The following is a 22,809-nucleotide window of genomic DNA, read 5'->3' as shown; positions in this document are numbered from 1 at the left end:
CTCCCGTCGCAGGCACCGGCCGGTCGGCCGGGCTCGTCAGGGGTCAGCCTCGGGGTCGTCCGCGACACCGTCCTGTCGGTGTTTCCGTGTCAGTCGGCCGGACCGGCGCCGGGCAGCGCGAGCGTGCCGGGCGACGACCGGACCGGAACGGGATCCAGCACCAGCGGTTGGATCCGGCGGATCAGGTCGGGGCGGCGCTCCGCCAGCAGCAGGGCCAGCCGGGCCGCCTCGTCCGGGGTGATGTGGTACTGGGCAACCCCGAGTTCCGAGAGCCGCACCAGAGCATCCACCGCCAACTCCTCGGTGCGCGGCCCCCACGAGCCCTGGTCGGCGTGGACCGCCTTCTTCACCAGGTGGCCGACCTCCCGGGTAACCGGATCGTCCGCTTCGATCAACGCCAGGCAGCAGCGCAGGTAGGCGAAGCCGATCTGCTCGTCACGGACCAACAGGAAATCGAGTTTCCCCAGCAACTCCGCGGCGAGAGCCCGGGACACGGTGCCGTCGGTGGCGAGTCGGTCGAACAGCAGTACCGCCAGATCGACGAGGTACGGGCCGGCCGTGCTGCGCATCTCGACGAGCAGCGACGCGACCGTCCGGTAGTGCCAGGCCCGGTCGGCCGGCTCGACCTGCCGCGACCTCAGCAGCATCGCCAGCAGCACCCGGGCCATCGACTGCCGCTGCGGACCGGGCGCGAACACCACCGTGTTGAGCGCCGGCGGAAGCACTTCGACGAGCGGTTCCAGCGCGTGCTGGGCGACGTCGTTGGTGACACCGCACTCGAAGTTCGCCATCCGGCGCACAATCTCCGGGTCCGGGTCCGACTGCACCTGGAACCAGGCCCGGTCCGACGACGGCGTCGCCTGGTACGTCCACGCCAGCTCGGCAGTCGGCGGCCGCCAGGACTCGTCGGCGAGTCGCAACCGGATCTCCCGGTGCGCCGCGTCACCGAGCCGGTCCAGCGCGACCGCGTTCACCAGGCTGCGGTACTCCCCCTCGGCGAGCTGGGCGCGCCAGAGCAGGGCCTGCCGGGTCCACGACGAACGCACGTCCTCGGCCGCCGGGTAGAGCTGCCCGCCCGACAGCTCACCCGCCGCGCAGAGCCCGAGCACGAAGAGGTTCGCGCTGTAGACGGCGTGCCGCTCGGGAACCGACAGCGCGCGGGGCAGGTACGAGGTGAGGTGTCGGGCCGGACGGGCGTCGTGGACGGTTCGGAAGAGACGCAGCAGCACCTCGACGATGTCGCTCCTGCGGTCCGGGCCGCAGGTCTGGAGCGCTTCGGCGAGGAAGCCGACGATCGGCGCCCGCCCGGTCAGCGTGGCGAAGGACAGCAGCGCGTGCAGCGGGTCGTCGTCGACCGACGCGCCGCGCAGCATGCTGGTGGCGGCCTCCCGCGCCGCCAACTCACCGAGCACCAGCGCGGTGGTCCGGGCGACCAGGAACTCGCCGAAGGTGGCGTGCAGGAACTCGTACGTCTCCGCCCGCCGGTCACCTCGGACGGCCTGGGCGCGGTGCACGAAGAAGAACCGCCCGAGCACGATCTCCGCGGCCCGCAGCGGCGCCCGCAGGTTCCCATCGGTCCGGATGCCCGGCGACTCACCCGCCAGGAACGGCAGTGCGGCCAGATCGGCTTCCAGTTCCTCCTCGGTGACCCACTGGACGCCCCGGTTGAACATCGCGAACGCCACCACCGCCAGCCGGCGCAGCTCGCGCTCGGTGGCGCGGGACGTTTCTCGCTCGGACAGTCCCGGTTGGTGCTTGAGCACCTCCCGACGGGCGAAACTGCGCAGCAGACGCTCGTACAGTTCGCCCCGGCGCAGCGTCCCGGCCGAGTGAAGGTCGTTTCCGTCGGCGTCGTAGAGGGCCAGCATCAGCAGCAGTAGCGGCTGTTCGGCCAGCTCGCGGTGGGCGAGCACAGCGGCCGGGTCGAGCGGCGGCACGCCGAGCGTCGGGAACCGGTCGGCGTTGACCGCGTTCCAGGTGGCCACCCAACGGGCGACGCGCGACGGATCGAACGGTTCCAGCCGTAGGGCGAGCGTGTCGGACGGCGGCTTCGCCCGGTCCGCGACGCTCGTCCGGGTGGTGACCAACACCGCCACCGGCCGCCCCTGGTCGGCCTCCCGCCGCTGGAACGCGGCCACCTTGAGCAGGTAGTCCGTCTGAGTCACGCCACTGGCCTGAAGCAACTCGTCGAAGCCGTCGAGCAGTATCACCGGCAGCGCGTCCCCGGCGGAGCGGGCCAGCGCCGGCCAGTCCAGCCGCTCCCCGGTGGCATCCCGGATGGCCTGCTCGATCTGGTCCTGGAGGTCAGCTTCGAGCCGTACCTCGCGCAGCACCACCCGGACGACCAGGAAGTCGGTGGCCGGAAGCTGAGCGGCGAGCACCCTGGTGAGCACGGACTTGCCGGACCCGGGCTGGCCCAGCACCAGAAGCGGTGCCCTGGTCGCCCTGGACGAGGTGAGGTATCCGGTCAGAAAATCGACCAGGTCGTCCCGAACCGGCTGCTCCGCCCACCAGGATTCGTCGCTGGGCCGGGCCCGCTCACCCATCGCGGCCAGCCGGCACAGCGGCGGGACGTACGCCTCGCCGAGCGCCGGCACCCGCAGCCCGTCCGGCACCTCCCCGGAGGTGATGATCGGCCGGTCGAGCTGCGCCCGATAAGCGCCGGCCAGCGCGTCCCGCCGATCGGTCGGGACCCGCCCCGTGGACATCGCCGCCAACGCTTCGCGCAGCTCGACGAGGCCGACCGCGAGTGCGCGCACCTCACCCCGGGTGGCCTCATGCTCGTGCAACCCTGACCAGTAGGCGACCTCGGCGAAGTCCACCGCCAACGCGGTGAGCAGGTCCCGGTGGCGGTCGACCGCCACAGCCGGCACCCGTCCCAGTGCCTCCTGAAAGGCACGCTCCCCGTGCGGGATCATCCGGTTCCGCAGGGCCAGGCCGTCGACGAACACGTCGACGTGTCCGGCCATCGTCGTGAAGTACTGCAAGAGGGCCTGCCGCAGCGCCGGGTAGGGCAGCTCCGGCCCGGGAAGGGGAGCGGGGATCTCGAACAGGGTGCGGACGACCGCGCGGGCCTCGACCGGCCCCGTCCCGGCCAACGACAACTGCTCCGGCCTGCGGAGCTCCAGATCGGCGAAGTCAAACGGCAGGTCGGCCTCGCTCAGCGCCTCGAAGAACGCGGTCACCGCGATCACCGCGTGGGCGGCCTCCAGCCGCTGCGTCCGCCCGTAACGGGACAGCCCGGACCGCTTCTCCGCCACGCTCCGCATCAGCTCATGACCGAGCCGGACCAGCTCGCCCCTTGCGTCGAAGATGCTGAGCAGCGCAGGCAACGGCACCGCGGCGGCCAGCAGCGCTCCGCCGGTCAGCTTGTCGAACCAGTCGACGAACCTGCTCTTCTCCCCGCCGAGCAGACGTACCGCGTCGGCGTAGCTGAGCGTGTCGGGCACGCGGTCCTCCCCGGGAACTGCAGACCTGCCACCATCCCGCGTCCAGCCGACCGGCGCTGTCGGATATCAGACCAGGCTCAGCGCGCGCACCCGCTCGTGCGGGATGTCCAGGTCGTCGAGGCGCAGCTCGCGGGTGACCACCTCGGGCAGCGCCTGCACCCCGAGGATCCGGTCGGTGCGGAAACAGCGCAGCCCGTCGCGCAGGCGGCACCAGGCGAGCAGGTACCAGTGTCGGGGGTTGCCGAGGTAGCCCAGCGGTTCGACCTCGCGCGCCGACGCCGCCCCGGCGCGGTCGGCGTACCGCAGGCGCAGCACGCGCCGCGCGGAGACCGCGTCGGCGACGACGGCCGGGACGGGCGTGGCCGGCCCCTCGCCGATCAGGTGCACCCGGCCGGCGAGCCGGTGCGCCTCGGCCGCGTCGGCGGCCGGCATGACCGCCAGCAGCTTGCGCAGGGCGGTGGCGCCCGCCCCGGCGAACGGCGTGCCGCCGAGCCGGTGCAGCGCGACGGCCATCGCGACCGCCTCGGCGGCGGTCAGGTTGACCGGTGGCAGGGTGTGCGCCCGGTCGACCACGTAGCCGCCGGTGCGGCCGGGCTCGGCCCAGATCGGCACGCCGGAGCCCTGCAACGCGCTGATGTCCCGCTCGATGGTGCGGGTGCTCACCTCGAAGCGCCCGGCCAGCCAGCGGGCGCTGCGCGGCCGGGGCGACACCGCCCGCAGCTCCTCCACCAGGGCGTAGAGGCGGTCGGTCCGGTTCACCCCCGCAACCTAGGCCGGGGGTACGACAGCGGCGCTCAGGCGATGCAGGCGCAGACGATCAGCGCGGCGCCGAAGTGGGTGGCGGCGCTGACCCGGGCCGCGGGGTGCGGCTCGTCGGAGCAGACGATCTCGCCCAGCTTGCCCGGGGTGAGCAGGTCGAGCACGAAGAAGGCCAGCGCCATGATGGCCAGCCCGATCAGCCCGAAGATCACCGTGGACGCGAGCCCCTTGGCGAAGTCGCTGTAGCTGGTCAGGATCGCGGTGAAGACGATCCCGGCGATGCCGAGCTGGTTGGCGGCGAGCAGCAGCGCGGCGTTGCCGTTGCGCCGCACCCAGATCAGCTCGCGCAGCCTTCCCGGGGTCAGCACGTCGACCAGCAGGAAGCCGGCCGCCATCAGGGCCACCCCGACGACCCCGAACACCACGCTCTGCCACGCCCCGCTGAGCAGATCCTCCAGCACCGACTGCCTCCCGGCCTCCTACGCCCGGCGAGGGTGCCGGCGCGGTGATCGAGACGATAGCGGCACCGCGCCACCCCGATCTAGAGCGACAGGTATCGCTGCCGCTCGTACGGGGTGACCTCGCGGCGGTACTGCTCCCACTCGGCGCGCTTGTTGCGCAGGAAGAAGTCGAAGACGTGCTCGCCGAGCACCTCGGCGATCAGCTCCGAGCCGGCCATCACGTCGATCGCCTCGGCGAGGTTCTCCGGCAGCGCCTCGTACCCCATGGCCCGCCGCTCGGCGCTGGTCAGCGACCAGACGTCGTCCTCGGCGCCCGGCGGCAGCTCGTAGCCCTCCTCGATGCCCTTGAGGCCGGCCCCGAGCAGCACCGCGAAGGCGAGGTACGGGTTCGTCGCCGAGTCCAGCGAGCGGACCTCCACCCGGGCCGAGTTCGGCTTGCCGTACGCGGGCACCCGGACCAGCGCCGACCGGTTCAGGTGGCCCCAGCAGACGTACGCCGGGCTCTCGGTGATCCGGTCCGGCAGTGCCAGCGGGAAGAGCCGCTTGTACGAGTTGACCCACTGGTTGGTGACCGCGGTGTACTCGCGGGCGTGCATCAGCAGGCCGGCGATGAACGACTTGGCCACCTTGGAGAGCTTCATCGGGTCGCCGGCGTCGTGGAACGCGTTGCGCTCCCCCTCGAACAGCGACAGGTGGGTGTGCATGCCGCTGCCTGGCTGGTCGGTGAAGGGCTTCGGCATGAAGGTGGCCTGCACGCCGGTGGAGAGCGCCACCTCCTTGACCACGTGCCGGAAGGTCATGATGTTGTCGGCGGTGGTCAGCGCGTCGGCGTAGCGCAGGTCGATCTCCTGCTGGCCGGGGGCCACCTCGTGGTGGCTGAACTCCACCGAGATGCCGATCCGTTCCAGGGCCAGCACGGCCTGGCGGCGGAAGTCCCGCGCGACGGCGTGCGTGGTGTGCTCGAAGTAGCCGCCGGTGTCCACGGGCACCGGCAGAGACCCGTCCATCGGCCCGTTCTCCAGCAGGAAGAACTCGATCTCCGGGTGGGTGTAGAAGGTGAAGCCCTTCTCGGCGGCCTTGGACAGCATCCGGCGCAGCACGTGCCGCGGGTCCGCCCAGGAGGGGCCGCCGTCGGGGAGCAGGATGTCGCAGAACATCCGGGCGCTCTCGCCGCTGACCCCGCCCTCGAACGGGAAGACCTGGAAGGTGGTCGGGTCCGGCATGGCGACCATGTCGGACTCGAAGACCCGGGCGAAGCCCTCGATCGCGGAGCCGTCGAACCCGATGCCCTCCTCGAAGGCGGCCTCCAGCTCGGCGGGGGCGACCGACACGCTCTTGAGCGTGCCGAGCACGTCGGTGAACCACAGCCGGACGAACCGGATGTCCCGCTCTTCCAGCGTACGGAGGACGAACTCCTGCTGACGGTCCACTTCCCCAACCTCTCGCGACACTCTTTGTCCGCCTTCGACCGGGCTGCGCCCGACCTGACCGCCCAGTCTCCCCGGGCCTCGTTACGCCGACGTTACGCGAAGCACCGCCGCCCGTCCCGTCGTGTCCCGCCCGCCGGCGGCCATCCCGGGAGGGTGGCCGCCGTCTCGTCCCGGCCACCGCCTCGGTAAGCCGACGCTGGGGCAAGATGAGGGCATGCCCACCCTGCGTCTCGCGCTGTCACAGGTCAACCCGACCGTCGGCGACCTCGCCGGCAACGCCGAACTGGTCCGCACCTGGAGCCGCCGCGCCGCCGACGCCGGCGCCCAGCTCGTCGCCTTCCCGGAGATGATGCTGACCGGCTACCCGGTCGAGGACCTGGTCTTCCGCCGCTCCTTCGTGGCGGCCTCGAAGGCCGCGCTGGAGCAGCTCGCGGCCGACCTGGCCGCCGACGGCCTCGGCGACCTGCCGGTCGTGGTCGGCTACCTGGACGCGGACGGCCCGCCGCAGGTCAGCGGGGACGCCCAGCCGGGCCGGGGCGCCCGCAACGCCGCCGCACTGCTGCACTCCGGCGGCGTCGTGGCCACGTACTTCAAGCACCACCTGCCCAACTACGGCGTCTTCGACGAGGACCGCTACTTCCTTCCCGGCGACGCCCTCACCGTCGTGCGGGTCGGCGGGGTGGACGTGGCGCTGACCATCTGCGAGGACCTCTGGCAGGCCGGCGGCCCGTTCGCGGTGGCCCGGCAGGCCGGCGTGGGGCTGGTGGTCAACATCAACGGCTCGCCGTACGAGCTGAACAAGGACGACATCCGGCTGCCGCTGGTCCGCCGCCGGGCCGCCGAGGCCGGCGCGACCATCGCGTACGTCAACATGATCGGCGGCCAGGACGAACTGGTCTTCGAGGGCGACTCGATGATCGTGGCGGCCGACGGCACCCTGCTCACCCGCGCCCCGCAGTTCGTCGAGCACCTGCTGGTGCACGACGTCGAGCTGCCCGAGGCGGGCGAGCGCGGCGCGGACGAGCAGGAGCTGGCCGACGGGATGCGGGTCGTCCGCCGTACCGTCGGATCCCTCCCGCCGGCCCCGACGGGCCCGGCGGCCGCCGGCGGGGTGATGGAGCCGGTCGCCGACGAGGCCGAGGTGTGGCAGGCGCTGGTGCTCGGCCTGCGCGACTACGTCAACAAGAACCGCTTCCCGTCGGTGGTGCTGGGCCTGTCCGGCGGCATCGACTCGGCCGTGGTGGCCGCGCTCGCCGTCGACGCGCTCGGGCCGCAGCGGGTGGTCGGGGTGTCGCTGCCCAGCCAGCACTCCTCGGAGCACTCGCGGGCGGACGCGGAGGACCTGGGCAAGCGGACCGGCCTGGACTACCGGGTCGAGCCGATCCAGCCGATGGTGGACACCTTCCTGGCCAACATGTCGCTGTCCGGGGTGACGGTGGAGAACCTCCAGGCACGGGTCCGGGGCGTCATCCTGATGGCGCTGTCGAACCAGGAGGGCCACCTGGTCCTCACCACCGGCAACAAGAGCGAGCTGGCGGTCGGCTACTCGACCCTCTACGGCGACTCGGTCGGCGGCTTCAACCCGGTCAAGGACGTCTGGAAGACGCTGATCTGGCGGCTGGCGAAGTGGCGCAACGCCGACGCGGCCGGCCGGGGCGAGACCCCGCCGATCCCGGAGAGCTCGATCGGCAAGCCGCCGTCGGCCGAGCTGAGCCCGGGCCAGCTGGACAGCGACACCCTGCCCGACTACGACGCGCTCGACCCGATCCTGATCGGCTACGTCGACGGCGACCTGGGCCGGAAGGGGCTGCTGGAGTCCGGTCACGACCCGGCCGTCGTGGACCGGGTGCTCCGGATGGTGGACACCGCCGAGTACAAGCGCCGGCAGTCCGCCCCGGGCACGAAGATCTCCATCAAGGCGTTCGGCCGGGACCGCCGGCTGCCGATCACCAACCGCTGGCGCGAGCAGGGCTGAGCGGAACTGTTCCCGGCGCGGCCGCGACCGGTCCCGGTCCCGCCGCGCCGGTTGCGCCGAGTGAAATCCTGCACTGTGCCCTGCCGTGAGGCGGTCGTCCGGTGCGACGATCGCGGCGGAACCCGGGGACCGCGACGGCGGCCTCGAGGAAAGGAGACAGTCATGGTGGAGTCCACCCCGACCGAGGTGACCGCCCTCTACGGCGGCCCGGCCACCCGGCGGGTACGCACCCGCGACCTGATCGCCGCCAAGGAGCGCGGCGACCGCTGGGCCATGCTCACCTCGTACGACCAGTACACCGCCTCGATCTTCGACGCCGCCGGCATCCCCGTGCTGCTGGTCGGCGACTCGGCGGCGAACAACGTGTTCGGCTACGAGACCACCCTGCCGGTGACCGCCGAGGAGCTGCTGCCGCTGGTCCGGGCCGTGGTCCGGGCGACCCGGCACTCGCTGATCGTCGGGGACCTGCCCTTCGGCTCGTACGAGGAGGGCCCGACCCAGGCGCTGCGTACGGCGGTGCGGTTCATGAAGGAGAGCGGCTGCCACGCGGTGAAGCTGGAGGGCGGCCGGCGCTGCGCCGACCAGATCGCCGCGATCGTCGGCGCCGGCATCCCGGTGATGGCGCACATCGGCTTCACCCCGCAGAGCGAGCACACCCTGGGCGGCTACCGGGTCCAGGGGCGGGGCGACGCCGCCGACGAGGTGATCGCCGACGCCCGGGCGGTGGCCGAGGCGGGGGCGTTCGCGGTGGTGCTGGAGATGGTGCCGGGCGAGGTGGCCAAGCGGATCACCGCGGAGCTGCCGATCCCGACGGTGGGCATCGGCGCCGGCCCGGACACCGACGCGCAGGTGCTGGTCTGGCAGGACATGGCCGGCCTGCGTACCGGCCGGGCGCCGCGGTTCGTGAAGCGCTACGCGGACCTGGCCGGGACGCTGTCGGAGGCGACCCGGCGCTTCGCCGACGAGGTACGCGGCGGCGAGTTCCCCGCCGCCGAGCACACCTTCTGACGTACGCCCCGGGGCGCGGCGGCGGGACACCGCCGCCGCGCCCGTGGGTGCCGTCGCGGACGGGCCCGATGGTGGGGGGCGTCGGTCAGACGTCGGTGACGCGGATGCCGGCGTGCGCCTTGTAGCGCTTGTTGATGGCGATCAGGTTGGCGGTGAACGCCTCGATCTGGTGGGCGTTGCGCAGTCGGCCCGCGTAGATGCCCCGCATGCCGGGGATCCGGGCGGCCAGCGCGCCGACGATGTCGACCAGTTCCCGGTCCTCGGTGCAGATCAGCACGTCGAGGTCGATCCGGTCGATCTCCGGGTCGGCCAGCAGCGGCGCGCTGACGTGGTTGAACGCCGCGCAGACCCGGGAGTCCGGCAGCAGGGCGGCGGCCTGCTGCACGGCGCTGCCCTCGGGGACCGGCAGGGCGTACGGGCCCTGCTTGTCGAAGCCGAGCGGGTTGACGCAGTCGACCACGATCTTGCCGGCGAGCGGCTCGGCGAGGGCGGCGACGATGGCGGCGTGCCCGTCCCACGGCACCGCGATGATCACCACGTCGCTGCGGCGGGCCACCTCGTCGTTGTCGGCGCCGGTCACGTCCACTCCGGCTGGTACGCCGGGCAGCGCCGCGATCTCGGCGGCGGCCGCCGCGGCCCGCTCGGCGGAACGGGAACCGATCAGCACGGTCTGCCCGGCCCGGGCGAGCCGGTAGGCGAGGCCCCGCCCCTGGTCGCCGGTGCCACCGATGATGCCGACGGTCAGCCCGGAGACGTCGGGCAGCGTGGTCGCGTCGTAAGCCATGCGGTCATCCTCGCAAACCGTCCCCGCCCCCAGCACCGCCCGCCCCTGTGACAATCCCCGCTACCCACCCGCTCCCCCGCCCCTCGGGGCGGGTGGGTGCGGCGGGTTCAGGCGCGTTCGAAGATGACCTTTCGCTGGGTGGGGTCGGCGGTTACCAGGCGGACCTGGATCCGTTCGCCGAGCGGCAGTTCGCCGGTGCAGCGGGCACGCACCGGCGGGGCGTCCAGCGCCACCGTGCCGCCGGGCGGGCGGCCGGGCTTCGACTGGCCGTTCGGCGGGGCGTCCACGTCCAGCACCGCGGCCTCGAAGACCGCCCCCACCCGGTGCTCCAGCAGCACCGCCTCGGCCAGCTCGATGGCACCCCGGGTGGCCGCGCCCGCCGTCCGGTCGGTCGCCGCCATCGCCTCGGGCAGCTTCGGCAGCGCCGCGCGGGCCCAGTCCGGCACCGGCCGCTCCTCGTGCAGGGCCAGGCAGACCTCCGTCGCGTACCGGTCGGCCAGCCGGCGCAGCGGGGCCGTGACATGGGCGTACGCCGCCGCGACCCCGCCGTGCTCCGGCTGCTCGGGCAGCTCGCCGTCGAACGCCGTGTACGCGGCGCCCCGCATCAGCTCCGCCGCCTGGTCGACGAAGGCGGCGGCCCGAGGCTGCGAGGCGTCCAGCCCGGCGAGCACCTCGCCCACGCCGACGCCGTCGGGCCACGGCACGCCCAGCGGGGCGGCGGCGGCGCGCAGTCGGGCCACCGCCTCGGGCTTCGGCGGCGGCATGGTGCGCAGCAGCCCGATCCGGCCGGCCAGCATGATGTCGGCCGCGGCCATTCCGGTCAGCAGGGAGATCTGCGCGTTGTGGTCCTCCATCGGGACCGGACCGCGCAGCACCAGCCGCCAGCCGTCACCGTCCGGCTCGACGTCCTGCTCGGGCAGGGGCAGGTTGACCGCGCCCCGGCGCAGGCCCCGGGCGGTGAGCAGGGCCCCGATCTCGGGCAGCAGGGCAACCGGTTCGGGCAGCCGCCCGGCGTCCGCGGCGGCCTGCACCCCCTCGTAGTCGAGCTTGGCCCGGCTGCGGACCCGGGCGCGTTCCAGCGCGACGCCGGTGGTCGCGCCGTCGGCGTCGAGGTCGATGGTCCACACCACCGCCGCCCGGTCGACGTCGGGCAGCAGGCTGGCCGCGCCCTCGCTGAGGGTGTGCGGGTGCAGTGGCACGTTGCCGTCGGGCAGGTAGACGGTCTGCCCGCGCCGCCAGGTCTCCTCCTCCAGCGCGCCGCCGGGGCGTACGTGGGCGGCGACGTCGGCGATGGCGTACCGCACGCGGTAGCCGCCACCGGGGCGGCGGGCGAGGTGCATCGCCTGGTCGAGGTCGCGCGACGCCGCCGGGTCGATCGTGACGAACGGGACGTCGGTACGGTCGACCCCGCTGGCCGGCGGTGCGGCGGCGGCCTGGTCCGCCTCGCGCTGCGCCGCGTCCGGGAAGCCCTCGGGCAGTCCCAGCTCGCGGCGCAGCGCGCCGAAGTCGATACGGGGCGCCAGTACGCGTCGGATGACCACGGGGTCAATCCTGGCAGTCCTGCGCGTGATCCGCCCTCCGGCGATGCGACGGCGGTCGCCGTACGGTCAGCCGGTGGCCTTGCGGGCCCGGGACCGGGCGCTGGTGGGCGCGGTGGCCCGAGCGGCGGCCGGGCGGGCCGGTGCCTTGCGGGCGGTCACCTTCTTGGCGGCCGTGGTCCTCGTCACCGGCGCCTTCTTCGCGGTCGCCTTGCGGGTGGTGGTCGCCGAGGTGGCGGTCGCCTTTCTCGCCGGCGCCTTCTTGGCGGTCGTCTTCGACGCCGGCGCCGTCCCGGCGGTGGTCTTCTTCGCCGGTGCCTTCTTCGCCGCGCCGGTGGTCTTCTTCGCCGCGCCGGTGGTCTTCTTGGCTGCGGTGCCGGTGGTCTTCTTCGCCGCGCCGGTGGTCTTCTTGACCGCAGTCGTGGCCTTCTTACCCGTGGAGGTGACCTTGCGGGCGGCGGTCGAGGCCTTCGCGGCCGTGGTCTTCTTCGCGGCGGTGGTGGTCTTCTTCGCCGCAGGCGCGGTCTTCTTCCCAGCGGCGGTGGTGGTCTTCTTCGCCGCGGGCGCGGTCCTCTTCGCGGCGGCGGTGGTGGTCTTCTTCGCCGCGGGCGCCGTCTTCTTCGCGGCGGTGGTGGTGGTCTTCTTCGCCGCGGCCGTGGTCTTCGCGGCGGCCTTGCGGGCGGGGGCCCTCGTCGCCGTGGCCTTCGACGCGGCGGTCTTCTTCGCCGTGGTCTTGACGGCGGGGGCCTTCTTGGCGGTGGTCTTGGTGGCGGGCGCCTTCTTGGCGGTGGTCTTCGAAGCGGGGGCCTTCTTGGCCGCCGTCTTCTTCGCGGCGGTCGCCGTGGTGGTCGGGGTCCGTCCCGCCCCGGCGACCGCCGCGCTCGTCGCCGCCCGGCCGGCCGGCGCCTTCCGGGCCGCCGCGGTGGTCGTGGTGGGCCGGCGTGCCGCGGTGCTGCGGGTGGCGCCCGCCGTCCGCGTGGCCGCGGCGGACTTCCTGGCGGCCGGGCGGGTGGTGGCCTGTTGTGCTTCGGCCATCTCGGTTCCCTCCTTGGGGACATGCGCTCGCGCGCCCCCGGTGCGGAGGCACGGAGTTCCTCGACACGGGCCGTCCCGCGCCGTTTAGCTGCCCTCCCCGGCCCAGCGGGCGTCCTCGGCCTCCCACGCCTCGTTGCGCTCCCGCACCGTCTGCAGGGCGTTCTCGGCGTCGGCGGACGAGGCGTACGGTCCGAGAACGTGCTTCGCAGGGCACACGTCGGCATCGGTCTCGACCCGGTGGTGTCGGGTGCACCAGTAGTAGTGCCCACCACTTCCGCTGTCGTTCATGAGATCACTGTGCACCGGGAGCAGCCCGGCCGCCACCGGATCGCGCAAATAGTCGCGACGACCTCCACAGTAGACGTGCTGGTGGGGGCCGCGCGGCGGAATGCGGTAAGCCGTACCCGGACGGACGGGGCAGCCGGAAGGGCGGTCGGTGGCGGAGAATTCCCCGGTGCGTCTCGGGGGCAGAACATCGGCACGGGTACGCCGCGGCCTGCTCGCCGCGGCCGTGGTCACAGTCTTCGCCGTGACAGCGGTGGCGGTGGCGGCACCGCTGCTGCGGGACCGGTCGCAGCAGCGGCTGGAGCGGCGGGCCGAGCGGGAGGTGACCGCCATCGCCCAGCGGGCGCGGGGCGAACTGCTGGCCGATCCGGCGGCCGCAGAGGCGGATCTGCGCCGCGCCGCGGAGCGGGTCGACGGCGTCGAGGTGTTGGCCGTGGAGGGTGGCGCGCAGCGCCGGGAGGCCGGGGTGCGCCTGGTCTTCCGGGTACGCGTGGCGAAGACCGCGGCCAGCGTCTTCGGCTGGCAGCGGGCCACCACCGAGCGGTGCTTCGCGCAGCTGGTGCGCCCCGGCACCGGTCCGGCCGCGCTGGAGCGGGTGCCCTGCCCGGCGTGACCGGGCCGCTGGGGCGGGTGAGCCGGGCGGTGGCCTGGTCCGGCTGACGCCGACGGCGCGGCCATCGGTCGGCACGGGCGGGGCCGTGCCGGTTAGGGTCGCCGGATGGGCGTACCGGACTACATCCTGCGGATGCGCGAACACGTCGGCCACGACCTGCTCTGGCTGCCGAGCGTCAGCGCGGTGGTCCGCAACGACGCCGGCGAGCTGCTGTTGGGGTTGCGCTCCGACGACGGTCGCTGGTCGGTGGTGAGCGGCTTCGTCGAGCCGGGCGAGCAGCCGGCCACCGCCGTGGTGCGCGAGGTCGAGGAGGAGACCGGCCTGCGCGTCGAGCCGGTACGCCTCAGCAGCGTCGTGTCGCACCCGCACACCTACCCGAACGGTGACCGCTGCGAGTACCTCAACCTCGGCTTCCACTGCCGACTCGTCTCCGGTACCGCCCGGGTCAACGACGACGAGTCGGTGGCGGTCGAGTGGTTCGGGGCGGACCGGCTGCCCGAACTGGACGCGCACGCCCGGCTGGTGATCGCGCGGGCGCTCGCCGACGAGCCGGCCTCCTGGTACCTGCCGGCGGGCGCGACCTGGGACGAGTTCTCGGGCGCGCGCTGACCCGGCTGCCGGTCGGGACTCAGGCCGTGGCCTGCGCCGTCGCCGCCTCCGCCGCGGGTTCCGCCCGCGCCGTCCGGATCGCCCAGGTGAGCGCGTACGGGGTGCAGGCCAGGTAGAAGTTGGGCTCGACCAGCACGAGGTCGGTGATGAGGAACCGTTCCCAGTCGGTCGGCCGGGGCAGGCCGAAGGACCAGTCGGTCCAGCAGTTGAGCAGCCAGAGCGGGGCGGAGATCCGGTCGACGCCGTCCGGCGGCAGCTCGGTGACCGGCTGCCCCGGGTCGATGGGCGGGATGGCGGCGACCACGGTGGCCACCACCGCGACGTCGGCAGCGGCGAACGCCGCGAGCACGCCGACCGTCCAGGCGAGCCGGAGCCGTCCCCGCCGGGCCAGCGTCGCCGCGGCCCAGAGCGCCAGGGTCAGCGCGGCCAGCCAGACCAGTACGCCGGGCAGGACGCGGGCCAGTTGCCGCGCGTCGTCGAGCAGGGCGACCTCGGCCGGCACGACGGTGATCGCGACGGCGAGCCCGACGCCGACCGCGGTGGCCGACGGCCCCACCCGTACGCCGTGTCGGGCCGCCCGGGCCGCCACCACGGCGAGCAGCACTCCGAGCCCGGCGCAGAGCGTCGAGAACAGCGGCAGTTGCAGCCGTTGCGCCCACCCGAATCGCAGCTCCAGCGCACCGTGCACGGCGGCCGTCGCGAACAGGGCGACCGCCACGATCGCGACGCAGGCGGGCGGGGCGAGCAGCAACGCGGCAGCCGTACGCCGCACCTGCCGTCGCCACACGGCCCGGTCGACCATCGGGGCATCGGCGCGGCTGGCGGCCAGGCTGGCGGCGAAGCGCAGCATCCGGACCCGCTGCCCGGCCTCGGCGAGGACGTGCAGCTCGGCGGTCCACTCCCGGCGCAGGTCGTCGCGGAGCGCCACGGGCCAGCGCCGGGCGGCCGCGCGGAGCAGCGCCTCGGCCACCCGCCGGGTCACCATGCCGGCGCTCCGGCCGGCCCGCTCAGGGCCGGACCGGTCCTGGGGGCGAGGGCGCGCAGCTCGGCGAGCGCCTGCCGGGCGGCGGTCACGCCCTCGGCGGTGAGCAGGTAGTACCGCCGGGCCGGCCGGCCGGCGGCGGCCGGTTCCACCTCCTCCCAGTCGGCGGTGAGCCAGCCGGCGTCCTGGAGGCGGTGCAGCACCGGGTAGAGGGTGCCGCTGGGCAGGCCGGTCGCCCTCATCAGGTCGAGGCCGTAGCGCGCGGCGTCGGGCTCGGCGAGCAGCGCCGCGAGCACCTTGGCCACCGGAATCGTCATCCGCATGCGGCGGACTATATCTGTTCTCTACATAGGGTGCTGCCCCGTCTTCGGCGCTCGCCGGTCAGGCGGCCACCGCCCTGCTCCGCCGACCGCCCTCGGCCGGCACGGCCGACAACTGGTCAGGAGCCGGTCCCGCCGACGATCGTCCGCAACCTGTCCAGTTCCGGCGCGGTGCCGATGGCGGACCGCGGCTCCGGATGCTCCACGTAGTGGCGGACGCTGCCGGCGAGGAAGACCGCGTCCACGTGCGCCGGACCGACCGCCAGCGATCGCGGCACCGGCCGGCCCGCCGGCGTCCTCGGCTGTTCGGAGAGGACGAGCGTCGCGAAGGCCTTCCCGGCCGGCGCGGGCGGCCCGCCGGGAAGCAGCCGGTCCCACCGGACGGTCCTGCGCCGCACCAGGCCCCGCACCGTGATACCGGTCTCGTCGAGCGTCAGGCGGGGCCGGTCGTCCAGCAGCACCAGCACCACGACCACCAGGACGGCCACCACCGCGAGCACGTTCCAGACCAGGGCGTCGCCGGATTCGAAGAACCGCACCCGGTCCTCGCCCGGCACCCGTTCGGTGATCAGGAGCCCACCCGCCAGCCAGCTCACCATCGCCGACCACGGTCCGGCCCAGGCCGGGGCGGCCGGTGCGGTGAAGCGCCGCCCGGCGGAGTCGATCCGGAAGGTGGCCGGCCGACGGCGGGCCTCGCGGGTGAGCAGCAGGTGACCCACCGCCGGCACCAGGATGCTGCCGGCGATGCCCGCCGCCCAGGCGAGCAGGGCCACGGCGGTGGAGTCGATCCGCCAGGTGAGCGGCTTCAGCCAGAACTCGACGCCGATCCGCAGCAGGAACGCGGCCAGGGCAAAGGGCAGCGCGAGCAGGCGCGCCGTACGGGGGGTCACCGGCGGGAGTGTAGGCCGATGGATCAATGAGGGCGGCCGGGTGTCAGGCGTCGGTGTGCAGGCGGGCGTGCAGGTGCATGTCGTGCCAGCCGTCGGCGTGCAGCCCCTCGCCGCGCTTCGTACCCTCGGCGGTGAAGCCGGCGCGGCGCGCCACCCGGCAGGACGCCTCGTTCGCCGTGGAGTGGCACAGCTCGACCCGGTGCAGCCGGAGGGTGTCGAAGCACCAGGCGGACACCGCGGCGAGCGCCCGTGGGGCGACCCGGCGGCCCCGCGCGGCCGGCAGCACCCAGTACGACACCTCGGCCAGTCCGTCGGCGAGGACGACCCGGCGCAGGCTGAGCTGCCCGACCACCACCCCGGCGTCGCGCACCGCCCACCCGGCGCCGGTCTCCGCCCGCCACCGACCCGGCCAGGCGGCGATCCAGTCGGCGGCCTCGTCGTCGATCATCGACCGGCAGTGCCAACGTCGGATCGCGGCGTCGGCGTACGCGGCCACCACCACCGCACGGTCCGCCGGCAGCCACGGACGCAGGTGTACGCCGTCGGCGCGCAGCTCCGGCTGCGCCAGCGCGGCCATCGATCCGGGCGGTACGGCGGGCGCGGCGAGCATCGGCACGAGTGGACTGTAGGCGGTGTTCCTGCCCCAGGTGGGGCCGCGGCGCGGTACCGGATCCTGCACGCCGAACGGGTCCGCCAGCGGGTCGCGTCGTGCCGGCCGGCGAACACCTGATCGCCGCGTCCGTCCGGCTCTCCAGGGGCGACGCGGAGGGCATCTCCTGGGCCTGGGAGTTCGGGCACGCCGCCTGGGCCGAACCGATCGTGTCGTAGCGGTACGTCTTCGACAGTGGGGTCGGTCGCCGGATCGGGATGGTGCGCCGGAAGACGGCGGACCTATGCTCACCGCCTGAAGATCGATGAGTCTGGGGTGTGCCGGTGAGGCGGCTCGACGTTTTCCACAGCGCGGTCGTGCTGGCCGCGTTGGCGCTCGCCGTCAGCGGGTGCGGCCGGTTGGGCGACGCGATATCGGGGGACCTCTCCGACCGCGCCTGCCACCCCGATCCGGAGACGGTCGCCGCACTGCGCCAGGAGCCGGTGTTGACCCGGACGCCACCCGGCGCCACCGCCGGGCCGACGACCGAGACCGTCAGTTGCGGCGATGAGCCACCCAGCTTCGGAATGCTCGACCGCGAGGTGACCGGGGCCGGCACCGCCGACGACGTGTCGCGCTTCTACGCGGACCTCGGCCGCTCCAGCGGCTGGGAGAGGTTCGACCATGGCGTCCACGTCTACGACGCCGGCAAGCCGGACGACACCAGGTGCACGTGGCGGCTTCAGGTGGTCAGCACCGCCGAGGGGACGTACCACGTGCAGGTCTTCTATACGCCTCGGGATCTCCGGCCCACCTGCCTCTGATCGGACGCCTGCCGGTCCGCCTCCGTGAGAGAGCGCCAGGCGCCGGCCGAGGTTTTCATCATTCGGTCCACCATCGAGCGGGCGGGCGCATCGTCCGAAAAGTCGTACGAGACCTCGTGTCCTCCGTCGCCACCGAGACGGCTGCGGATTCGCCAGAGCCGGCCGTCGTAGACCATCCATATGTCCCGTCGGGCCGTGCGGTCCCACGCGCCGTTCCACCAGCGACCACCTATTTCCACTACCGATACCTTGGTCACACACATGTTCGAACGGCCGGCAGCGTTTCTTGCGCTTTCTCCGTGTTCGGACCTGTCAGGCTGAAGAATGAGTCGGTGATCGAGGGTGGGACCGGTGGCCGGCGGGCCGGACGTGGACGGCCGAATCAGGAACCGCCCGGCCAGGAAGTGGTAAGTACGGGGAGCACCGCGGGAGATAAGCGCCGGGCGAACTTCCTGGAGTTGTTTTTCGATCTGGTGCTGGTCTTTGCCTTGTCGGGAGTCGTCTCGCGGGTCGTGTCGGACCTGTCCGCCGACACCTTCGCCCGGCAGTGGGCGGCGCTGCTGTACATCCTCGTGCTGGTCCTACCGATGATGTGGCTGTGGACGACCACCTCCCACATCACGAGCCGCTTCGACCCGCGCCGGCCAGCCGTCCAGGTGATGGTGCTGCTCACCGCATTCGGCGTGGTGTTCATGGCGTCGTCTTTGCCGTACGCGTTCGTTGGGCGCGGCTGGGCGTTCGCCGTACCGTACGTAGCCCTCCAGGTGGGGCGACCACTGGTCCTCATCGGACTGTCGCGCGATCGTGCGCAACGAGTCCTCTACGCCCGGTCGGCGATCTGGTTCACCGTATCGGCCGTGCCATGGCTGGCAGGCATCCCGGTTCAGGGCGGTGCCCGGGTAGGCCTGTGGGCGCTGGCCATCACGATCGACCTCGTGTCGGCCCGCTTTTCCTGGCCAGTGCCCGGCCTGAGCCGGCAATCGGACAGCGCCTGGGAACCCAGCAAGACCCATCACCTTGCCGACCGGTACGAGCAACTCCTGCTGATCGCACTCGGCGAGAGCGTGCTGTCGCTGGGGATCACCTACACCGATACGCCGGTGTCGCTGGCCACGACGCTGGCTCTGGTGGTCGGCTTCGTCACCACAGTGCTCCTGTGGCGGATCTACTACTACCGGGTGGGGCAGGTGCTCCCCGAAGCCGTCGACTTGGCCGGAGACCAGGTCAGAGCCGGCCAGACCGTCGGACGCGCCCACGTGCTGATGGTCCTGGGCATCGTGCTCGTGGCGGCCGGCTACGAAATCGTCGTGACCAACCCAGTCGACCATGTGCGCCCAGCCTGGCTGGCCGCGGCCCTCGGCGGGCCGGTCGTCTATATCGTCGGCCGGATCGGATTGGAACGCGTGGTCTTCAACCGGCTCTCCCGGCGCAGGCTCATCGGCATCGCGGCCTTAGCGGCCGTGGCACTCCCGCTGGCCTTCACCACACCGTTGATCGTGGCGACAGGCGCCCTCGCAGTACTCCTCGGCATGGCCCTGGCCGACGCCCGACAGGCCCGGGGTCGACCACCAGAAGCCCCATCGCCAGCCACCACCCGGCCGAAGAGAACCTGACTCCGCAGAGCGGCATTGGCATCGGCCAGCCATCGTCGGAGCCGGGGCATCGAAGCCGCCGGGTTCCCCGCCGACATCAACAAGCCCGACACCCAGGCCGTCAGGCGTCGCAGGCGCGAAGGCCAGCGGCAGGGCCAGAGGCGTGCCACTGGTAGCGCTTGACATTCATGCCCCGACGGAAGTCGCGGTACCTCCGCGCCGCCGCCCGTGGAGTCCGCACCACAACGGCGCACCAACGAGGATCCGATCTACAGGCTCACGCAGGCTCCACCGGTCCTTATCAAGAACCACGTCGCTGTAGATCTCCGCGAACCACTCGGCGTCGACCGCATCGCCAAACGTGTATCCACGCCTCCACGGCTCGCCCGGGGCTTCGCGCGACTCCTGAGTGAAGCCCTGGTCAAACGCGATCTTCATCGCCTCCACCGAGATCGATTGCGGGTCATCGCGCCGTAGGCCGCTCGCCGTGCATCTCTCTGCCAACCATCTCGTGATCGACCACATCGCGGAAGAGCTCCAGCCGCTTGCCACGGGGTCATGGGCCCCGGGTGCACGAGATCGCATGTCGTCGGTTGTCACACGGACGGGTCCCAGGCTGCGAGCTGATCGAAGATACGACGGTCGCCTTCGAATTTCAGCGAATCCAGCGGTATGCGGCCGTAGAAGAACAGGACCAGGTCACTGGCCGTGCCCCGGGCGGAGACGTCGGCCGTGTCGGGGTCCTCGCCGGCAGCGGGCGTGAGGTGGGCGACCTGTGCGCCGTCGTGGGAAAGCCGAAGGCGCCAGGAGTGGCCTTCGGTGGCGTGGTAATCGACGATGGCGGGGTCGTGTGGCCAGGCGACCGTCGTCGCGCAGAGGGTGAACTGGCAGTCGTCGAAACCGTCGAGGGCGACCTCCTCCGATAGCGGATGCGGGGCACCCACCGTGAGCTGGGCGTCGTAGGTGTGCACCGCGATCTCGGGAACCTGGCGCCGCGCCCATGCACCAGAGGTTTGCGGTGACGGCGAGTCACCCCACCACGTCCAACAAGGGCGATCCGGGCCGGCCTCACGCAGCGCGCTCGTCAGCTGCTCGACGGACTCGGTCCACCAGGCCAGCAGAGCCTCGCGTTCCCGAGGCGCACCCATGCCGTCCTCCCAAGCCGACTTCTCCGGAGGCGCGTCTGCGGGCCCTGCGGCGACGATGGCGGCTGATTTGCGGCGGCCCATGCCCACGTGTTGCACGAGATCGAACAGCGTCCGCTCGGGATGGGTCGGCACCTGCAGGTCGAGGCTGGGTGCCGCGGCGACCGCAGCGCGGAAGGCGGTCGACCGTTCGTTGATCAGCCGCAGATGATCAGAGAACGTGAGAATTTTGTGCACCCGGCTTTCTATCACTGTGCTCCAACGACCGGACAGCGAATTTCGCAGCCGACGCGGCGGCCGCCCCGGCACTGATACGTGCCCTTGGATGACGCGCGGAGAACGACATCCGCAACGCGGAAAATCACTCGTACGGCTGCCACTCGGCTAGGTCGTAGATCAGCCTGTGGACGGGGGTTCTTGGAAGAGATCATCGATTGCGCGGCGGGTACGTTCCTCGCTGGCCGGCATCAGGTGGGTGTAGACCCGGAGCGTGAAGCCGGGGTCGGAGTGCCCGAGGTACGAGGCGAGGGCCTTGATGCTCTCCCCCGCGTCGAGCAGCGCCGAGGCGTAGTAGTGGCGCAGCGCGTGCATCCCGGTAGACCGGGTCGGAACGATGCCGGCCGCCTTCACCGCTGGACGCCAGCTCTTGTCGTCGAAGGTGGCTCGTTTGATCGCACCTCGGCGGGTGGTGGTGAAGATCAGCGGCACGGTCAGCCGCTCCTCGCTGAACGGGTCTTCCCACGGCAGGGTGATCGAGAGCGGGTCGTACTTCGTGGCGTGTTCCTTGAGCGACCGGGCCACCGAGTCGGGCAACGGCAAGCCGATGGCGATCTACGACGCGATGGGCAAGGACGCGATCCTCTTCCCCTTCACGCCCAGCGACGAGGACACCAGCAATGACGCCCTCTATGTCGAGCAGGCCCGCGCCTGGTTCGACAGCGTGTGGGGCACCATCGCCCGCGAGTACGCGTCGTGACCGCCGCCGACCTGGCCAAGGTGATCGACCGCGTCCGCGTGATCCTGCTCGACTTCGACGGCCCCGTGTGCAGCATCTTCGCTCAGCATCCCGCGTCGACCGTCGCTCACGAGTTGCGCCGGCTGCTCGTCGACCAGGCCGTGACCCTGCCGCCCGAGATCCTGGCCGAACGTGACCCGCTCGCCGTGCTGCGCTTCACCGCAGCGCTTGGACGCCCGGCGGTCGTTCGTTTGATCGACCAGGCGATGACCCGCGAGGAGGTCACCGCGGCCTGCACCGCCCAGCCCACGCCGTACGGCCGAGAGGTCATCGTCGCCGCCCACCAGACTGGCCGCCGAGTCGCCGTCGTCTCGAACAACTCGGCTGAGTCCGTCCATACCTACCTGGCCGCTCGCCGGTTGACCGGCTACATCCATCCGGTCATCGGCCGGCCCGAGGCAGCCCCCGAGCGGATGAAGCCGGACCCGTTCCCGGTGCTGGCAGCCGTCCGCGAGTTGGGCGCCGAGCCAGCAGAATGCGTGCTGGTCGGCGACTCCCTTACCGACATCGAGGCCGCCCACGCCGCCGGAATCGCCGCCATCGGGTACGCCAACAAGCCCGGCAAGCGCGAACGGTTCACCTCCGCAGAGGCAGTCATCGACAGCATGGCCGAGATGGTGGCGGCGTTCGCCGTCGACGAGCTGTAAGCACCGCAACCACCGCACACGAGCGCCCCGGGAGATCCTCACCGGGGCGTTTCTCGTTGCCTCAGTCCTGAGTTCGACGCACAGCGCGAAGGACAGCGGCTACGAGCTAGTCCAGGTCTCCGCGCCTCGTGGCGATCCACGCCTCAACGTCCTCGGCGAGCCACACGTTGCCCATCTGAAGCGTTGCCACAGGCTCAGGGAAATCGCGCCGGTTGGTGATCTGGTAGACGCGCTGTCGGGAGACGCCGCCAAGCATGATCCGGATCTCGCCCGAACCCACCAACCGCAGCTTCTTGCCCATGACGCTGACGCTAGGCATGCGTCGACTAGGCATGTATCAAGTTGATGGACGCCTAGCTCTCTGACGCCTAGTCACTTACTCTTGACGGGTGACTAGGTCCAAGTGGTTCCAGCGCCCTGGTCAGCCGGTGGACTATGTAGCCGGCGAGCCAGTCGCATCCAAGCACCCCCGTCCGGAGACGCAGCGGTGGATCGGCCGAGCCGCTGTCCCGGTTCTAGATCAGCCCTTGATGACCATGGCCGCCGCCTGGCGTTCGTCGAAGGCCCTCAAGCGCCTCAACCAGAGGTGAACCGTGCTGATCCCTCAACGGCAACCAGAGCCCCCGTTCCCCGTCCTGATGGCCGGCTACGTCATCGACTTCCATCACCGATCGGCCTGCTCGAAGTGCTCTGACGACGGATGCCCGCGCCTGGTGGCGGCCGGCGAGACCCTACGCACTTGGCGAGACAGAAAGAGCCACCGTGGAGGCCGGTGACGTGCTGCACCTGACCCATGCCGCGACCCGCCCAGCCCCGTCCCTCATTTGGCCTTGCCGACTCCGCGCACTCAACGGACGGT

The 22,809-nt window shown here is 72.2% G+C and carries 23 protein-coding genes; 8 read left to right on the top strand and 15 right to left on the bottom strand.

From position 1 onward, the window contains the following. Positions 1 to 89 precede the first annotated feature (89 nt). The 4 genes from ACTMS9_RS08110 to glnA form a co-directional block, all read right to left on the bottom strand. The gene (locus tag ACTMS9_RS08110) at positions 90 to 3,449 is read right to left on the bottom strand and encodes an NACHT domain-containing protein (RefSeq protein WP_441164594.1); all 3,360 of its coding nucleotides are present in this window, start codon (positions 3,447 to 3,449) and stop codon (positions 90 to 92) included. Positions 3,450 to 3,515: 66 nt separating this feature from the next. Continuing rightward, positions 3,516 to 4,208 (bottom strand): helix-turn-helix transcriptional regulator, encoded by a 693-nt coding sequence (locus ACTMS9_RS08105; RefSeq protein ID WP_280841377.1) that lies wholly within the window; start codon positions 4,206 to 4,208, stop codon positions 3,516 to 3,518. Positions 4,209 to 4,243: 35 nt separating this feature from the next. Beyond that, entirely contained in the window at positions 4,244 to 4,669 is a 426-nt protein-coding gene (locus tag ACTMS9_RS08100) for a DUF350 domain-containing protein (RefSeq protein ID WP_441145461.1), read from the bottom strand. A gap of 80 nt (positions 4,670 to 4,749) precedes the next feature. Next, the gene (gene glnA, locus ACTMS9_RS08095; protein WP_357612314.1) at positions 4,750 to 6,099 is read right to left on the bottom strand and encodes a type I glutamate--ammonia ligase; all 1,350 of its coding nucleotides are present in this window, start codon (positions 6,097 to 6,099) and stop codon (positions 4,750 to 4,752) included. Between the two features lie 214 nt (positions 6,100 to 6,313). Here glnA and ACTMS9_RS08090 point away from each other — a divergent pair, with 214 nt between their 5' ends. Together ACTMS9_RS08090 and panB are read left to right on the top strand one after the other, a co-directional pair. Next, entirely contained in the window at positions 6,314 to 8,074 is a 1,761-nt protein-coding gene (locus ACTMS9_RS08090; protein ID WP_441145464.1) for an NAD+ synthase, read from the top strand. Positions 8,075 to 8,236: 162 nt separating this feature from the next. Next, entirely contained in the window at positions 8,237 to 9,082 is an 846-nt protein-coding gene (gene panB / locus ACTMS9_RS08085; RefSeq protein WP_441145466.1) for a 3-methyl-2-oxobutanoate hydroxymethyltransferase, read from the top strand. A gap of 85 nt (positions 9,083 to 9,167) precedes the next feature. Here panB and npdG read toward each other — a convergent pair whose 3' ends face one another. The 4 genes from npdG to ACTMS9_RS08065 form a co-directional block, all read right to left on the bottom strand. Further along, a complete protein-coding gene (gene npdG, locus ACTMS9_RS08080) occupies positions 9,168 to 9,866 on the bottom strand; it encodes an NADPH-dependent F420 reductase (RefSeq protein ID WP_441145468.1) in 699 nt (232 codons plus the stop codon). Positions 9,867 to 9,973: 107 nt separating this feature from the next. Further along, entirely contained in the window at positions 9,974 to 11,407 is a 1,434-nt protein-coding gene (locus ACTMS9_RS08075; RefSeq protein ID WP_441164593.1) for an RNB domain-containing ribonuclease, read from the bottom strand. 66 nt (positions 11,408 to 11,473) lie between these two features. After that, the gene (locus ACTMS9_RS08070) at positions 11,474 to 12,439 is read right to left on the bottom strand and encodes a hypothetical protein (RefSeq protein ID WP_441164592.1); all 966 of its coding nucleotides are present in this window, start codon (positions 12,437 to 12,439) and stop codon (positions 11,474 to 11,476) included. 84 nt (positions 12,440 to 12,523) lie between these two features. Beyond that, positions 12,524 to 12,727: a hypothetical protein gene (locus ACTMS9_RS08065; protein WP_280841559.1), complete on the bottom strand. Its 204-nt coding sequence runs from the start codon at positions 12,725 to 12,727 to the stop codon at positions 12,524 to 12,526. 241 nt (positions 12,728 to 12,968) lie between these two features. On the opposite strand from ACTMS9_RS08065, the gene ACTMS9_RS08060 reads away from it, so the two are divergent. Both ACTMS9_RS08060 and ACTMS9_RS08055 read left to right on the top strand, forming a co-directional pair. Continuing rightward, positions 12,969 to 13,337 carry a hypothetical protein gene (locus ACTMS9_RS08060; protein ID WP_441164591.1) on the top strand — a complete coding sequence of 123 codons (369 nt, stop codon included), beginning with the start codon at positions 12,969 to 12,971 and terminating at the stop codon, positions 13,335 to 13,337. A 105-nt stretch (positions 13,338 to 13,442) separates the two neighbouring features. Next, the gene (locus ACTMS9_RS08055) at positions 13,443 to 13,946 is read left to right on the top strand and encodes an NUDIX hydrolase (RefSeq protein ID WP_441145476.1); all 504 of its coding nucleotides are present in this window, start codon (positions 13,443 to 13,445) and stop codon (positions 13,944 to 13,946) included. A 19-nt stretch (positions 13,947 to 13,965) separates the two neighbouring features. Here the strand turns inward: ACTMS9_RS08055 and ACTMS9_RS08050 are convergent, their stop codons facing one another. From ACTMS9_RS08050 to ACTMS9_RS08035, 4 genes are all read right to left on the bottom strand, one after another. Further along, positions 13,966 to 14,931 (bottom strand): hypothetical protein, encoded by a 966-nt coding sequence (locus ACTMS9_RS08050; protein ID WP_441145478.1) that lies wholly within the window; start codon positions 14,929 to 14,931, stop codon positions 13,966 to 13,968. After that, entirely contained in the window at positions 14,925 to 15,251 is a 327-nt protein-coding gene (locus ACTMS9_RS08045; RefSeq protein ID WP_441145480.1) for a PadR family transcriptional regulator, read from the bottom strand. Before ACTMS9_RS08045 ends, ACTMS9_RS08050 begins: the two co-directional genes overlap by 7 nt. Positions 15,252 to 15,367: 116 nt before the next feature. Further along, positions 15,368 to 16,138, bottom strand: coding sequence for a PH domain-containing protein (locus ACTMS9_RS08040; RefSeq protein ID WP_441145481.1), 771 nt, complete (start codon positions 16,136 to 16,138; stop codon positions 15,368 to 15,370). A gap of 43 nt (positions 16,139 to 16,181) precedes the next feature. After that, positions 16,182 to 16,754 (bottom strand): GNAT family N-acetyltransferase, encoded by a 573-nt coding sequence (locus tag ACTMS9_RS08035; protein ID WP_441145483.1) that lies wholly within the window; start codon positions 16,752 to 16,754, stop codon positions 16,182 to 16,184. A gap of 317 nt (positions 16,755 to 17,071) precedes the next feature. Between ACTMS9_RS08035 and ACTMS9_RS08030 the strand changes: the two genes are divergently transcribed. Both ACTMS9_RS08030 and ACTMS9_RS08025 read left to right on the top strand, forming a co-directional pair. Further along, the gene (locus ACTMS9_RS08030) at positions 17,072 to 17,551 is read left to right on the top strand and encodes a hypothetical protein (protein ID WP_441145485.1); all 480 of its coding nucleotides are present in this window, start codon (positions 17,072 to 17,074) and stop codon (positions 17,549 to 17,551) included. A gap of 332 nt (positions 17,552 to 17,883) precedes the next feature. Further along, positions 17,884 to 19,164 (top strand): low temperature requirement protein A, encoded by a 1,281-nt coding sequence (locus ACTMS9_RS08025; protein ID WP_441164590.1) that lies wholly within the window; start codon positions 17,884 to 17,886, stop codon positions 19,162 to 19,164. A gap of 575 nt (positions 19,165 to 19,739) precedes the next feature. On the opposite strand, the gene ACTMS9_RS08020 is transcribed toward ACTMS9_RS08025, so the two are convergent. Together ACTMS9_RS08020 and ACTMS9_RS08015 are read right to left on the bottom strand one after the other, a co-directional pair. Then, on the bottom strand, positions 19,740 to 20,525 hold the full coding sequence (locus tag ACTMS9_RS08020; protein WP_441145489.1) for a maleylpyruvate isomerase N-terminal domain-containing protein: 786 nt from the start codon (positions 20,523 to 20,525) through the stop codon (positions 19,740 to 19,742). Positions 20,526 to 20,684: 159 nt separating this feature from the next. Then, entirely contained in the window at positions 20,685 to 21,089 is a 405-nt protein-coding gene (locus ACTMS9_RS08015; RefSeq protein ID WP_441164589.1) for a tyrosine-type recombinase/integrase, read from the bottom strand. On the opposite strand from ACTMS9_RS08015, the gene ACTMS9_RS08010 reads away from it, so the two are divergent. Both ACTMS9_RS08010 and ACTMS9_RS08005 read left to right on the top strand, forming a co-directional pair. Beyond that, entirely contained in the window at positions 21,061 to 21,264 is a 204-nt protein-coding gene (locus ACTMS9_RS08010; RefSeq protein WP_441164588.1) for a hypothetical protein, read from the top strand. The two genes, ACTMS9_RS08015 and ACTMS9_RS08010, sit on opposite strands and share 29 nt — an antisense overlap. Continuing rightward, a complete protein-coding gene (locus tag ACTMS9_RS08005; protein ID WP_441164587.1) occupies positions 21,261 to 21,950 on the top strand; it encodes an HAD family hydrolase in 690 nt (229 codons plus the stop codon). Before ACTMS9_RS08010 ends, ACTMS9_RS08005 begins: the two co-directional genes overlap by 4 nt. Positions 21,951 to 22,056: 106 nt before the next feature. Here ACTMS9_RS08005 and ACTMS9_RS08000 read toward each other — a convergent pair whose 3' ends face one another. After that, positions 22,057 to 22,251 carry a helix-turn-helix transcriptional regulator gene (locus tag ACTMS9_RS08000; protein WP_408630742.1) on the bottom strand — a complete coding sequence of 65 codons (195 nt, stop codon included), beginning with the start codon at positions 22,249 to 22,251 and terminating at the stop codon, positions 22,057 to 22,059. Between the last annotated feature and the right edge of the window lie 558 nt (positions 22,252 to 22,809).

Source organism: Micromonospora sp. L31 (assembly GCF_052068075.1).
GTDB classification, from domain to species: Bacteria; Actinomycetota; Actinomycetes; order Mycobacteriales; family Micromonosporaceae; genus Micromonospora; species Micromonospora purpureochromogenes.
This window is presented reverse-complemented; position numbering and strand designations above follow the sequence as displayed.

Bases quoted from the DNA above. Each gene is read 5' to 3' on its own strand.
- ACTMS9_RS08090 (WP_441145464.1), top strand. From the start codon at position 6,314: ATGCCCACCCTGCGTCTCGCGCTGTCACAGGTCAACCCGACCGTCGGC.
- panB (WP_441145466.1), top strand. From the start codon at position 8,237: ATGGTGGAGTCCACCCCGACCGAGGTGACCGCCCTCTACGGCGGCCCG.
- npdG (WP_441145468.1), bottom strand. From the start codon at position 9,866: ATGGCTTACGACGCGACCACGCTGCCCGACGTCTCCGGGCTGACCGTC.
- ACTMS9_RS08070 (WP_441164592.1), bottom strand. From the start codon at position 12,439: ATGGCCGAAGCACAACAGGCCACCACCCGCCCGGCCGCCAGGAAGTCC.
- ACTMS9_RS08065 (WP_280841559.1), bottom strand. From the start codon at position 12,727: ATGAACGACAGCGGAAGTGGTGGGCACTACTACTGGTGCACCCGACAC.
- ACTMS9_RS08055 (WP_441145476.1), top strand. From the start codon at position 13,443: ATGGGCGTACCGGACTACATCCTGCGGATGCGCGAACACGTCGGCCAC.
- ACTMS9_RS08050 (WP_441145478.1), bottom strand. From the start codon at position 14,931: ATGGTGACCCGGCGGGTGGCCGAGGCGCTGCTCCGCGCGGCCGCCCGG.
- ACTMS9_RS08045 (WP_441145480.1), bottom strand. From the start codon at position 15,251: ATGCGGATGACGATTCCGGTGGCCAAGGTGCTCGCGGCGCTGCTCGCC.
- ACTMS9_RS08000 (WP_408630742.1), bottom strand. From the start codon at position 22,251: ATGGGCAAGAAGCTGCGGTTGGTGGGTTCGGGCGAGATCCGGATCATG.